The organism is Porphyrobacter sp. SLTP (assembly GCF_009905735.1).
In the GTDB taxonomy this organism is placed as follows: domain Bacteria; phylum Pseudomonadota; class Alphaproteobacteria; order Sphingomonadales; family Sphingomonadaceae; genus Erythrobacter.
In genome coordinates, this window is record NZ_JAAALE010000013.1 from 19484 (window position 1) to 33327 (window position 13844).

General features: G+C 65.4%; 10 protein-coding genes. 1 reads left to right on the forward strand and 9 read right to left on the reverse strand.

The genetic code is table 11. The features are described 5' to 3' along the window. From atzF to GVM20_RS11720, 8 genes are read right to left on the reverse strand one after another with little or no spacing between them, the layout of a single operon-like run. Positions 1-1767 carry an allophanate hydrolase gene (atzF, locus tag GVM20_RS11685; protein ID WP_166547376.1) on the reverse strand — a complete coding sequence of 589 codons (1767 nt, stop codon included), beginning with the start codon at positions 1765-1767 and terminating at the stop codon, positions 1-3. Next, entirely contained in the window at positions 1764-5348 is a 3585-nt protein-coding gene (uca, locus tag GVM20_RS11690) for an urea carboxylase (protein WP_166547377.1), read from the reverse strand. Before uca ends, atzF begins: the two co-directional genes overlap by 4 nt. Continuing rightward, complete coding sequence (locus GVM20_RS11695) at positions 5345-5992, reverse strand: urea amidolyase associated protein UAAP2 (protein WP_166547378.1); 648 nt, start codon at positions 5990-5992, stop codon at positions 5345-5347. The genes uca and GVM20_RS11695 overlap by 4 nt, the downstream gene beginning before the upstream one ends. 24 nt (positions 5993-6016) lie before the next feature. Then, entirely contained in the window at positions 6017-6838 is an 822-nt protein-coding gene (locus GVM20_RS11700; RefSeq protein WP_166547379.1) for an urea amidolyase associated protein UAAP1, read from the reverse strand. Beyond that, on the reverse strand, positions 6835-7314 hold the full coding sequence (locus tag GVM20_RS11705; RefSeq protein ID WP_234031977.1) for a CopG family ribbon-helix-helix protein: 480 nt from the start codon (positions 7312-7314) through the stop codon (positions 6835-6837). The genes GVM20_RS11700 and GVM20_RS11705 overlap by 4 nt, the downstream gene beginning before the upstream one ends. A 12-nt stretch (positions 7315-7326) precedes the next feature. After that, entirely contained in the window at positions 7327-8133 is an 807-nt protein-coding gene (locus tag GVM20_RS11710; RefSeq protein WP_166547445.1) for an ABC transporter ATP-binding protein, read from the reverse strand. Beyond that, on the reverse strand, positions 8130-8945 hold the full coding sequence (locus GVM20_RS11715; RefSeq protein ID WP_166547380.1) for an ABC transporter permease: 816 nt from the start codon (positions 8943-8945) through the stop codon (positions 8130-8132). The genes GVM20_RS11710 and GVM20_RS11715 overlap by 4 nt, the downstream gene beginning before the upstream one ends. 4 nt (positions 8946-8949) lie before the next feature. After that, entirely contained in the window at positions 8950-10035 is a 1086-nt protein-coding gene (locus tag GVM20_RS11720; RefSeq protein ID WP_166547381.1) for a putative urea ABC transporter substrate-binding protein, read from the reverse strand. A gap of 187 nt (positions 10036-10222) precedes the next feature. Between GVM20_RS11720 and GVM20_RS11725 the strand changes: the two genes are divergently transcribed. After that, positions 10223-11212, forward strand: coding sequence for a Vgb family protein (locus tag GVM20_RS11725; protein WP_166547446.1), 990 nt, complete (start codon positions 10223-10225; stop codon positions 11210-11212). Between the two features lie 84 nt (positions 11213-11296). On the opposite strand, the gene GVM20_RS11730 is transcribed toward GVM20_RS11725, so the two are convergent. After that, positions 11297-13831 carry a TonB-dependent receptor gene (locus GVM20_RS11730; RefSeq protein ID WP_166547382.1) on the reverse strand — a complete coding sequence of 845 codons (2535 nt, stop codon included), beginning with the start codon at positions 13829-13831 and terminating at the stop codon, positions 11297-11299. Positions 13832-13844: the final 13 nt, after the last annotated feature.

The following is a 13844-nucleotide window of genomic DNA, read 5'->3' on the forward strand; positions in this document are numbered from 1 at the left end:
TCATCGCGAGGCGATATAGGCGCGCCAGCCGCCCAGATGGGTGATGTCCTCCGCCCCGGTCAGCGCGCGCGGTTCGGCGACGAAGCCCTTCACGCTGCTGCCGTCCGCCAGCGTCACCGTGCCGATGGCCAGCGGCGGCGGGACTTCGGCAACGAAGCTGCCGAAGCTGGCGAAGTCGAGCTCGTAGACTTCCAGCGCGATTTCCGCCCCGTCCTCGCTGTGCACCAGTGCGGGCTTGGGCGGGACGCTATCGGCCATCGCATAGAGCCGGTAATTGGGCGCAGTGGTGAAGGCGCCCACGAAGGTCGCTCCGCGCGAGGTCAGCTGCCAATGCAGCGGCATCCCTTCAAGATGTGCACCAACGACGGCGAGTTTGACGGTGTCCATGCGGTCTCCAAGATCGAGCGGGGGCGGAAGGGGAAGGTCGGCCGAAGCCAGATACGAACGCGCAAGATCAATGAGCGCACAATCGCTGTGTGCAGGCCCGATCAGCGTGATCCCGAAGCCCGTGCCATTGTCGCGCGCACCGGCGGGCACGGCCAGCGCGGCCATGTCGAGCAGATTCACGAAATTGGTATAGAGCCCGAGATTGCTGTTCAAGGCCACCGGCGCTTCAAGCAATTCGGCCACGCGATAGGTCGTGCCGGTGGTGGGAAAGGCGAGCACATCGACCTCGCCCCACATGCTCTCGGCATGGCGCTGCAACTCGGCGAGGCGGTAGATGCCGTTCCACAACTCGGTCGCCAGCATGGCGCTGCCGGGCGCGATGACTTCACGCACCACCGGGTCAATGGCGAGCGGATTGCTCTCGAGCAACGGAGCGATGGCGGCCGTGCGTTCGGCCACCCACGGCCCGCCGTAGAGCAGGCGCGCGGCTTCGAGCAGCGGGGCGATGTCGATCTCGACGATGTCGCCCTGCGCCGCCAGCACGCTGAGTGCGCGGTCGTAGAGATATTCAGCCGCGACATCGCCGAAGAACACTCGCTGGTCGCGGCGCGGCACGCCGATCCGGCGCCCGCTGATCGCCACGTCCGCAAGGGTGCGCGAGAAGGCATCCTCGGCGTCGAACCCGGCGATGACGGCGTCAACCGCCTGCGCATCGTGCAGGGCATCGGTGAACACCGTGATGCAATCGAGCGTGCGGCAGGCTGGCACCAGCCCGCGCGTGCTCCAGCGGCCCTTGGTCGGCTTCAACCCGATCAGGTGATTGAACGCGGCCGGCACCCGCCCCGATCCTGCCGTATCCGTGCCAAGCGCGAAGGCCACCAACCCCGCCGCCACGGCAATCGCCGAACCGGAGCTCGACCCGCCGCTGACATAGTCGCGGTTATAGGCGTTGCGCGGAATGCCATAGGGGCTGCGCGTGCCGACAAGGCCCGTGGCGAACTGATCGAGATTGGTCTTGCCGACACAGATCGCGCCCGCTGCCTCCAGCCGTTCGATCACGGTGGCGGAACGCTCGGGGCGGTAGGCGAAGGCTGGGCAAGCAGCAGTCGTCTCCAGCCCCGCAACGTCGATATTGTCCTTCGCCGCGAATGGCACACCGGCCAGCGGCAGGTGCTCGCCAGCAGCAACCCGTGCGTCAATGGCGCGGGCTGCGGCGCGCAGGGCGGCAGGATCGGCTCGGCTGATCCACACCTGCGGCTGGTGCGCATCATAGGCAGCGAGGCGGGCGAGCGTATCCTCGATCACGGCGAGCGCCGTGGCCGCGCCGCTGGTGACGCTTGCCGCGATGGCGGTCGCGCTGAGGCGGGCGAAGGCGCTCATGATGCTTTCCTCAAGGCCAGCATCGGCGCGCCGGGTTGCAAGGCCTGATGCTCGGTAATGTAGAGCGCGGCCACCGTACCGCTGGCAGGGCTTTCAAACGGGCATTCCATCTTCATCGCTTCGATCACCGCAATCACGTCGCCTTCCGCCACCACATCGCCGGGGGCGACCAGCAGCTTCCACACAGAACCGCCGAACGGGGCTTCGATGACGTCCGCGCCGTCCGGCACCTCGATTGCCGCCACATCGCCGCCGCCTGCCCCGCCCTCAAGCAGGTCGCTGACCCGGTCGAACTCGCCCGAGGCCTGCCACGCGGCGCGTTCGGCATCAAAGGCGGCTTGGCGGGTGGTCTCGAAAGCGGCGATGCTGGCGGCATTGTCGGCCAGGAACGCGCGGTAATCGGCGAGGCGGAAAGTGGTCTCCTCCACGCGGATCGACCGGCGGCCATGCGGGAAATCGCGGCGCCAATCGGTCAGTTCGTCGGCGGTGACAGGGAAGAACCGGATCTGGTCAAAGAACCGCAGCAGCCACGGCTTACCATCAACAAAGGCATCAGTCTGCCGGTGCGTGTTCCACACCTGAATGGTGCGCCCGAACAGCTGATAGCCGCCCGGCCCCTCCATCCCGTAGATGCACATATAGGCCCCACCGATCCCGACCACATTGGGCGGGGTCCAGGTGCGCGCGGGGTTGTATTTGGTGGTGACGAGCCGGTGGCGCGGATCGACCGGCGTGGCGACCGGCGCGCCGAGATAGACATCGCCGAGGCCCAGCACGAGGTAGCTCGCATCGAAGATCAGATCTTCGACCGCCTGCGCATCGGGCAGGCCATTGATGCGGCGAATGAACTCGATATTGTCCGGGCACCACGGCGCATCATCGCGTACCGTGCCGATATACTTCGTTATGGTCTCCTCAATCGCGGGATCGCGCCAGCTCAGCGGCAGGTGGACGATGCGCGAGGGCGCTTCGAAATCATCGAGATCCCCCATCGCCTCCTCGGCCGCCATCAGGGCAGCGAGCGCGCGGGGCTGGTCCAGCGTGGTACCGTCGAAGTGCAATTGCAGCGAGCGGATGCCCGGTGTGATGTCGATCACGCCGGGCAGCTTCATCGCCTCCAGCGCCTGCATCAGGGCATGGATACGGATGCGCAGCTCGATATCGAGCACGATGTCGCCATACTCGACCAGGATGTTGCGGTCGCCCTGCTGGCGATAGGTGGTCTTGGGGCGCGCGCCCTGCGCGGGGAACGCGGCGAGGACCGGCGAAAGGTCTGCGATGGGCACAGCAGGGCTCGGCGCGGTCGCTTGGTCCAGCGGTTCGGCGTTGGCCGCCATGGCGTCAGCAATCGTGACTGGCACGAAGCGCAGCCGGTCGTCGGGGCTGAGCTGGCCGATCTTCCACCGGTCCGCCGCGATCACGGTGAAGGGGCACACGAACCCGCCAAGCGACGGCCCGTCCGGCCCCAGAATGATCGGCATATCCCCGGTGAAGTCGACCGCGCCGATGGCATAGGGGTTGTCGTGAATATTCGAGGGATGCAGCCCCGCCTCACCCCCGTCGCGCCGCGCCCATTCGGGCTTGGGGCCGACAAGGCGAACCCCGGTGCGGTTGGAGTTGTAATGCACCTGCCATTCAGCTTCGAGGAAGCGGGCAATGTCGTCCGGCGTGAAGAAATCGGGCGCGCCGTGGGGGCCATAGAGGACGCGCAACTCCCATGTCCGGGCAAGCTCAGGCAGCGCAGCCGCGATACCCGCGCCGATCGCAGCGTCGCCCAGATGCAGCACATCGCCTGCCACCAGCCCCCGCGCGGCGTGGCCGCCAAACTGGCCCAGCGTGAAGGTCGCCGCGCTGCCGAGATAGGGCACCACATCAAGCCCGCCCGCGAACAGGATATAGCCGCGCATCCCCCCGCCGGTCGCCCGGCCCAGCGTCAGCGTTTGTCCGGCAGCAATCGCGATCGGCATCCCGCGCGGGGCTGGCGCGCCGTCGAGCTTTGCGCCGAAATCCGCGCCGGTCAGGCAAATAGTTGAAGGCGCCTCGAACAGCAGCGTCGGGCCGCTGGCGGTGACTTCCAGCCCCGCTGTGCCTTCGGGGTTGCCGAGCATGAGATTGCCCAGCCGGAAGCTCCGATCATCCATCGGCCCGGATGGCGGGACGCCCACATCCCACAGCCCGAGCCTGCCGGGAAAATCCTGCACCGAAGTCGCCGTGCCGCCTGCAATCACCCGCACCGCGCGGCGCGTATGGGTGACGGTGTCGAGCATCCGCGTCGAGACTTGCCCGCTGGTGAAGCCCTCGTGCCGCACGACATCGCGCAGCCACCGGAGGTTGGTCTCGATCCCGTCCACGCGGCTCGCATCGAGCGCCGCCTGCATCGCGCTGATCGCGCCATCGCGGGTGTCGGCAAAGCTGATGAGCTTGGCCAGCATCGGATCGTAGAACGCGCTGACCTCGCTGCCCGCCATGACCCAGGTCTCGGCGCGGATATTGTCCGGGAAGGCGACATTGGTGAGCGTGCCGATCGTCGGTCGGTATTCCATCGCCGGGTCTTCGGCATAGAGCCGCACCTGCACCGCGTGCCCGTGGGCGACGGGCGCGGGGGCATCGAGAAAGGCGAAATCGCCCGCTGCGCCCCGGATCATCCATTCGACCAGATCGATCCCCATCACCTCCTCGGTGACGCCGTGTTCGACCTGAAGCCGGGTGTTCATTTCGAGGAAGAAGAAATCGTCGCGCTGCGCATCGTACAGGAACTCGACGGTGCCTGCCGAAAGATACCCCGCCGCTTCGCCCAGCCGCACGGCGGCAGCGATCAACTCGGCGCGCTTGGCATCCGAGAGGCACGGTGCGGGCGCTTCTTCCACGACCTTCTGATTGCGCCGTTGCAGCGAGCAGTCGCGCTCGCCCAGCGCCATCACCCGGCCCTGCCCGTCGCCAAAAATCTGCACCTCGATATGGCGCGCGCGGGCGACATAACGCTCAAGGAAGACGCCCGCGTCACCGAAGCTCGCTTCGCCCTGCCGGACGACGGCGGCAAAGCCCTCGCGCACCGCCGCCTCGCTCTCGCAAATGCGCATGCCGATGCCGCCGCCCCCGGCAGTCGCCTTGAGGATCACCGGATAGCCGATCCGCGCCGCAGCCTCGGCCGCCTCGTCCTCGCCGGTCAGCAACCCGGTGCCGGGGGCGAGTGGCAGGCCATGCGCTTCGGCCAGCGCACGGGCGGAGTGCTTGAGGCCAAAGGTGCGGATATTGTCCGGCGTCGGCCCGATAAAGGCGATGCCGACGGCCGCGCAGCTTTCCGCAAACTCCGCGTTTTCGGCGAGGAAGCCGTAGCCCGGATGGATTGCCCCGGCGCCCGTCGCCTTGGCCGCTGCGAGAATGGCCTCGACATTCAGATAGCTCTGCGCCGCTGGCCCCGGCCCGATGCACACGGCCTCATCCGCCGCGCTGACATGGAGCGAACCTGCGTCCGCCTCGGAATAGACCGCCACGCTGCGTAGCCCCATCGCCTTGCAGGTGCGGATGATCCGCGTCGCAATCGCGCCCCGGTTGGCGATAAGGACGGTATCGAAACTCATGCGTTGGCGTTCTGGGCCACGATCATGCGCACCGGCGTCGGGTTGAAGCCGTTGCAGGGGTTGTTGATCTGTGGGCAGTTCGACACGACCACGATCACGTCCATCTCGGCGCGCAGATCGACGGTGAGGCCCGGCGCGGAAATGCCGTCAACGATACCCAGCGTGCCGTCTTCCTCCACCGGAACGTTCATGAAGAAGTTGATGTTGGAGACGATATCGCGCTTGCCGCGCCCCTCGGTAAGGTTGGCCTCAAGAAAGTTATCGACACAGGCATGCTGTGACTTGGTGTGATGACCATAGCGCAAGGTATTGGATTCGCACGAACACGCTCCGCCGATAGTGTCGTGATATTCCACCGCGCTGTCCACGATGGTCATCAGCGCGCGGCCTTCGTTCGAGAGAAGCATGGTTCCGGTGCGCAGGAACAGATTGCCCTGCGCTGCCACCGTGTCCTGCGCCGAGTACCGCTCGGCATCATCGGCGGCGGCATAGATCAGGAAATCGACCGCCTGATTGCCTTCCAGATCGACAATCCGCAGCACCTCGCCCGCCGCGACATGGTGCAACCACGGCGCGCGGGCGGGCACGATCTCGTCGTGAATGATGCTGCCGGTAAGGCCGGAGAGGGCCGGATCGCTGGTCATGGTTTGCCTTGCTTTTTGCGCGGGTTATCGGCGGTAGTAGTCCTCGGTATTGAGGAAGGCGCGCTGCCCTTCTGGCGTGGCATTGCGCACGGGGTCTTGTTCAGCCGCGATCGGGCCGCGCCATGCGGTGACGCGCAGCGGAGCGGAGTTCCAGCCCTCGCGCGGGTCGAGCACATGGGGGCAGTTGGCGATGACGACGACGACATCCATCTCGGCACGCAGCAGAACTGCGCGGCCCGGTGCGAAAGGGCCGACAATCGGCGTGATCGTGCCGTCGGTTTCGATCCGGGTGCCCTTGAACAGGTTCACGCACGGGTGGACATCGCGCCGCGTCAGCCCGTGCTTGGCCGCGCCCAGGATCAGCCGGTCGCGCCCATTGGGATAAGCGCCGGAATTACGACCCTCACCATATTTCCGCAGGTTGCTGGCGGCATTTGAGACACCGCAGAAGGTATCATGCGTGCCCGCGTCATCTTCAACGAGGCTCATCATCACCCGCCCCATGTCGCTGAGGAGCAGCTTGCCCGCGTCGAGATAGGCGTTCCACTGCACCTTGACCGTATCGGCGACGTTCAGCCGCTCGGTCGGCATGTCGGCGTTGAAGATGTTGAGGCTCGCACAGGCATCGCCTGCCTTGTCGATCAACCGCAGCCGCGTGCCGCGCGCGATCCGCCGGGAGGCATAGCCGCCCGGCGCGATGGTTTCTTCCCAGAGCAGGTCATCACCTGCGACGCCTTCGGGCAGGTCGCTTGCGACGGGCGGCAGGGTCGGCATCGCTTCGACCCGCGTACCGCCTTGCGCGCGGGCATGGTCGCGCGCGGCCTTGGGATCGGCGGTCGCGCTCATTCCGCCGCCTCCTGCCGCGCGGGCGGGAAGTCCTGTTCATGCAGCGGCGGCAACAGTGCCGTGGTGGTGACGAGCTGCAATTGCTGCACGCCTCGGATTGCGCGCAGGGCATCGCACAGCTGCTTGAGCCGCACCGCAGGCCCCTGCACCAGCAGCACTTCGAGCGACTGGTCCTCTTCGAGGAACACGTGCTGCGACGAGATTACCTCTTTCAGGTAATCCACCTGCGTTTCAGCGAGTTGCTGGCGCACCCTGCCACCGCCTCCAGCATAGACGATGGTCACGGTCCCCGCGAGCGTCTCGTCCGGTCGGGTCAGCGCCTCATGCTCGGCCAACGCGTGGCGGATCAGCTCGGCGATCAGCTGCGAGCGCGAGGGTAGCCCGCGTTCCTCCACCATCATGTCGAGCTGGCGGAACAGCTCAGCCGGCAGGCTCATGCTGAGACGCGCGAGGCGAGAGGGTTCGGGGGAGCTCATGCAGCGATCATTTCAATTATTACCAACTCTGTCAATCGTAATACCGTCGACCTCGACCTGTTCATCCGCCCCCGCTTCCGCAGGGACGTGCTGGACTTTGCGGGTCAATTCGAGGTCATAGACCACGGCTGCCCCATACCGTTGCGGGGCGTGCGGATCATGGCGGCGCTTGTCGAGCGTCAGCACCCGTGTGCCGAGCGAAAACGCCTCTTTGATATCGTGGGTGACCATGATGATCGTCAGCCCATGCTCGCGCCACAGCCGGGTGATGAGCGCGTGCATATCCTTGCGGATGCCGGGATCGAGCGCGCCGAAGGGCTCGTCCAGCAATAGGATACGCGGCCGCTTGATCAGCGCTTGGGCGATGGCGAGGCGCTGCTGCATCCCGCCCGACATCTGCGCGGGGTAGAGGTGGCGGCTGTCCGCCAGCCCGACTTGCTCCAGCATCGCCTCTGCCTCTGAGATCGCGGCGCGCCGGGCGCTACCGAACAGGCGGGCGGTGAAAGGCGAGGCGGAGAACTCCAGCCCCAGCAGGGTGTTACCCAGCACTGTCAAATGCGGGAACACCGAGTAGCGCTGGAACACCACCCCGCGATCCGGCCCGCATTCCGGCGGCAGCGGCGCGCCGTCCAAAGTGATCGTCCCGCGCGTCGGCTTCTCCTGCCCCAGCACCACGCGCAGCAGGCTGCTTTTGCCCGCGCCCGAAGGCCCGATGATCGACACGAAGGAACCCTCGGCAATATCGAGCGAAATCCGTTCGAGCACGACCTTCTCGCCATACTCGACCCACAGGTTTTTCAGGCTCAGCAACGCCATCAGTGCGCGGCCCCGTGCGCCCAGCCGAACAGGCGGCGGCTGCCGCGCGACAGGGCGAAATCCATCACCACGGCGAGGATCGCGATCCAGGCGACATAGGGCAGGATCACGTCCATCGCGAGGTAGCGGCGGACGAGGAAGATGCGGTAGCCCAGCCCTACGTCAGCCGCGATGGCTTCGGCGGAGATCAGGAACACCCAGGCCGGGCCCAGCGACAGGCGCAGCGCCTCGATCAGGCGCGGCATCGCTTGGGGCAAAGCCACCCGCAGTATCACGCCCCAGGAATTTGCGCCCAAAGTCAGAGCCTTGATCACCTGTTCGCGCGGCAGAGCGGCGATGTGTCCGGCCACGTCGCGGATCATGAACGGGGCGACCCCGATGACGATCAACGCCACTTTGGCCGTCTCGCCCAATCCGAACACGATGAACAAGATCGGCAGCAGCGCAATGGGCGGGATCACGGCAATCGCGGTGACAAGCGGGCCCAATGTGGCTCTCACCGGGGGCAATGAACCGACAACCAGGCCGACGCAAAGTGTCGATGCCGTAGCAATGCCAAGGCCTAGCCCCAAGCGCGTGAGACTGGCGAGGGTATCGGCCCAGAACAGATATTGGCCGGACAGCGGATCGGCTTCGAAGATCAGCGCCGCCATCGCTGCGGCCATTGCTCCGGGCAGCGGCAGGATCTTGTCCGCCGCGTTATCGGAATGGCGCGCGGCAGCGGCGACGATGTAGGCGAAGGCCAGCACCACCAGCGGCAGCGCGCCCAACAGGATCGCCCGGCCTCGCCCCGGCTGGGCGGTCACCCAGCGCATCGGCCTAGAGCTTCCCGTCGGCGGCGAGTTGCATATAGGTCGGATCGAAGCGCAAGGTGATCGCGGCCTTGTCACCCAGGGTCTTGCCGCCCGGGAACTCCATCCCAACCGCATCGGCCGAACGGGCACCTTGGCCGAACAGGCCTTGAGCAAAGCTGAAATCGCGCACGCGGGTCATGGTGGTGACCAGATCGGGCGAGGCCATTGCCATCAGCGCCGCCTTGGGATCGGCGTAGAGGAAGGTGGTGGCGAGCTGGCCTTCGAATTCCTCCGGCGTTGTCCCCGCCAGCTTCGCCATCGCGGCGCGGGCGGCAGCGCCCTCGGCATCCTGCCGGGCCATCAGCGTCATCGTTTCGTACCAGATCCCCGCCAATGCCTTGCCGAGATTGGGGTTCGCCTTCAGCACCGCCGTATCGACCACCATCAGGTCAAGAATCTCACCCGGGATATCGGCCGAGGTGAACACAGCCTTCGTGCCAGCGACACCCTTCATCGTGGTCACCTGCGGGTTCCACGCCACTGCCGCAGTCACATCCGGAGCGCTGAAGGCGGCGGCGATATCGGCGTCGGACGTGTTGACCGTCTTCACGTCGGTCAGCTTCATGCCAGAGGTCTCGAGCGCGCGGGCGAGCAGGTAGTGCGAGACCGAAAGCTCGGCGAGGTACACCTGCCGCCCCTTGATCCCCGCTACAGAATCCGCGCCCTTGAGCAGCACCGCATCATTGCCGTTGGAATAATCGCCAAGGATGATCGCCGAGGTGTCCTTGCCGCCCGCCGCCGGAATCGTCAGCGCGTCCATGTTGGCCACGGTCACGCCGTCCAGCTTGCCAGCGGTGTATTGGTTCACGCTCTCGATGTAGTCGTTGACCTGCACGAAGGTGATCTTGACGCCGTACTTGTCTTCCCACTTCTTCACGATTCCGGCCTGCTGGGCATAGGGCCAAGGCATCCATCCAGCATAGATCGACCAACCGATGTTGAAGTCGGTGCGGGGCGCGGATGCGTCCTCCTCGCTGCCCGAACAGGCCGTCACCGCAAGGGCGAGCGCGATAAGCAGGAAGCGGGCCGCGCGGCGGGCCAAGTGGCGCATGATTCGTCCCCTATGTTGCGGGTGCGAACATCCCCTCGTTTGCTGCGTTTGTCTATGGGGAATTATTACGATTGATTGCAAAAGTAATATGCGCAAGGTTGCGTCAGTCTGGCAGGCATTGTGCCCTTGCGGCGCTCCTCTCCTTTCCCTGCCATGCGTGGAGGCTCAGAGACCCATGACACCCATGATGCGCAATTCCGCTGCCCGCCCGCTTGCTCTTGCCCTTGCCGCCAGCCTTGCTGTCGCGGCGTGTGCGGCTGAGGAGAGCGAACCACCCACGGAGATGGTCGGCCCCGCGCCCGACCTCACCGAAACCGCGCTGAAAGTGCCAGGCTTCGCCGATTTCCTCGCGGTCGATGGCGATACGGTGTGGGTCACCAATGACGGACGGGTCGAGCAATGGTCGCCTGCGGGCAAGCTTGCCAGCACCCCTGTCCCCCGCCCCTGCGGCACGATGGCGATTGCGGCCGGATCGCTGTGGGTCGCCAATTGCGACGACGGTGAGCTGTGGCGCATCAACCTCAAGACCGCCGCGGTCGAAGCCAAGATCGCCACTGGCCTCGCCAATCCCAAGGGCGAAACCAATGTGATCGCGGGCGCAGGCTCTGTCTGGGTGCCGAGCGATCCGGCAGGCAAGCTGGCGCGGATCGACCCTGCGACCAATGCGATCGTCGCGACCGTCACCGTCACACCCGAGACGTGGTATCTCGCCTATGGCTTCGATGCGGTCTGGGCGGTGTCGAGCGAAGGCAAGGTGCTGGAGCGGGTCGATCCGGCGACCAACGCCGTCACCGGATCAGCCGCCCTGGGCGACACGCCCGGCTTCCTCGCAGCGGGTGAAGGCGCGGTGTGGGTGCAGGAACAGGGCGATGGCACGGTCGCCAAGGTTGATCCGGCCAGCCTCAAGATCGCGGGCCGCACCAAGGTCGGCGATAACCTCAAATGGGGCGATATCGATGCCAATGGCGGCGCGGTGTGGCTGCGCACCACGGATGATCAGACGATGGTGGTGATCGATCCCGCCACGCTCAAGATCCGCGCGCGGATGGGCGATGCGGTGGGCAGCGGCGCGCTGCGCTGGACACCCAAGGGCGTGTGGACCTCGGCCCATGACAACCAGACCCTGTCGTGGTGGAGCGCACCCGCGGCCCCGGCAACGGCCACACCCGCGCCCTGATCGGAGCAAAAAAGAAGCGCGCAGAGCGGGTCGTCTCTGCGCGCTTCAATTGGTTTTGCGACGCCCGCAAGGGCTCTTGTTGTTTTAGAACTTGTAACCGAACTCCACCCCGAAGCGCTGACGCGCACCCGGCGAGATGAACGATCCGCCGAACTCGACCGCGGTGATGACCTCGTTCAGATACTTCTCGTTGAACAGGTTTTCAGCATAGGCCGTGATCGACCAGCGCTTCGCATCCAGCCCGACGCGCAGATCAAACACACTGAAGGTGTCGCGCTGCGAAACCGAGTAATCGGCATCGCCCACGAAGGCCGGCAGCGCCAGCGCCGAACCCGGCAGCAGCCCGCTGAACAGCGTCGGGTTGGGATCATCCTGCAACGTGTGGAACCACGTCGGGCCGGTGATGCGGTAATCCGCGCGGGTGACGAAATCGATGCTGTCCGAAACCGGCAGATCAAGCTGCGTCCCGAAGTTCAGGGTGTAATCGGCGGTATAGGGCGACTTGTTGCCCACCGTCACCGGGCGCGAGGCGTTTTCGAGGATTTCGCTCTCGGTCACGTTGCCCGAACCGAACACCGTCCAGCCATCAAGGATTTCTGCCGACAGGTTAAGCTCGGCGCCGTATAGCTCGACCTCATCGATGTTCGACACCACGCGGAGCAGGCCGAAGCCGCCCACGAAGAATTCGAAGAACTGCATGTCTTCGACCTTGGTGTAGTAGCCCGCCAGATCGAAGGTCACTGCGCCGTCCAGCAGCGTGCCCTTCACGCCCGCTTCGAAGGCGCTGGAGACTTCCTTGCGGTACTGGTCGTCAATCAGCACGTTGGTGCCGATGAAATCGTTGAACGCGGAATCGACGATTGCGGCCGAGCCCTGGTTGTTGAACCCGCCCGATTTGAAGCCGATCCCCCAGTTGCCATAGAGGTTGATGTCGTCGGTCAGTTCATACCGCAGCGAGATTTTGGGCTGGAACTGCTTGAAGGTTTCCGATTTCGGCGCAATCGGCTGAACCGCGCCGCCCACGACGGTCTGGCCGGGGTTGATCGGCCCGCCCGTGATCGGATCGAACACCGCCGGCACAAGGCTGGACACCTGACGGTCCTCAATGTCGTAACGGCCCGCAAAGCTGACGTTGAAGCGATCGGACACATCGGCATCGATGGACGCGAAGGCCGCATAGACGTCGGTCTTGAACGCATCGTGGTAAAGCTGCGTGGTCGGGTTGTCCGATCCCGGCGCGTTATACAGCTCGCGGATGATGCCGCGGCCAAGGTCCGCCCCAAGGCTCACCCCAACCTCGCGGTCGATGTGGAGGTAATACGCGCCGACCTGCCAGTTGATCGCGCCGTCCCCATTCGAGGCGAGGCGGATTTCGCCGCTGATGTCTTCCTGCTTGCGGATCTGGAACTGGGTGCCGTCACAGGTGGTCGGGCTGTAGGGGCCGAAAGTCGAACCATTGACCGGATCGAAGATGAACGGGACCGGGTTATTGCCGATGAAGGTCGGCTGGTTCAGCGGGAAGCCGGTCAGCGCGGCGGTGCTGGCAAAGCAGGCGTTGGACGCCGCCACCGATGCCGGTGTCGCGCCGGGGAAGGTGAAGCGGGCAAAGTCGGCCGAGGTGCTGTCTGCAGTGAGCGACTGGTCGACATCGCTGTAGAGCACCCATGCGGTCAGCGTGGTGCTTTCAAACTCATGCTCGACCTTGGCCGAGGTTTCGAAGGTCACCTGATCATTGGTCGGGCGAATGTTCGAATAGAAACCGAAGGGATGCTCGTTCACATCTTCGAAGAACGCCGGGTTCACCGCCGCAAAGTTGGGCAGGTGGAAGCTGGCGTTGAAGTTGATCGAAGCGCCGCGCAGGTCCGCATAGCGCGCCTTCACGTCGAGCTCGGTGTTCGGCCCCAGCTGCGCCACGAAGCGCCCGTCGATGCCGAAGACTTCCTGATCGTCGATTGTCTTGGAATTGCCGAGGAAGCTGTTGCGGAAGAAGCCATCGGTGGTCGAATAATTGGCCGAGAGCACCAGCCCCGCGGTGTCGCCGATCGGGGTCGAGATGAAGCCATTGGCAAGGTAGGTGTTGTCCTGCGCCGCGCGGACCAGCATCCCGCCTTCCAGCGCATCGCCGGGCTTCAGCGTTTGCAGCACAATCGCGCCCGCCGCAGCATTGCGGCCATAGAGCGCGCCTTGCGGACCTTTCAGGATTTCGACCTGGCGCAGCGTGCCCTGGTTCTGGTTCAATTGCGCGGTGTTGGTCTTGAGGATTCCGTCGACCACCAGCGCGACCGAGCTTTCCGCGTCGCGCGCGCCGTTGATGCCGCGAATGTTGATCTGGGTGTCGCCCGCTTCGGCGGTGCCGGTGACGATGGTGACGCCCGGCGTCAGCTGGATGAAGTCATCCGCGCGCTGCACCCCGGTCTTGGCGAGCGTTTCCGCGCCGAACACGGTGACGGCGGCGGGGACGTCCTGCAAGCTTTCCGACTGGCGGCGAGCAGTGACGATGATCCCGCCTTCCTCCTCGGCAGCAGGTTCAGAGGCGGGGGCGTCCTGCGCCAGAGCGGGCGAGGACAGGGCAATGGCGCCGAGCGCCGCGCCAGAAGCAAGAACCAAACGGACATTCATGGGACGGCTCTCC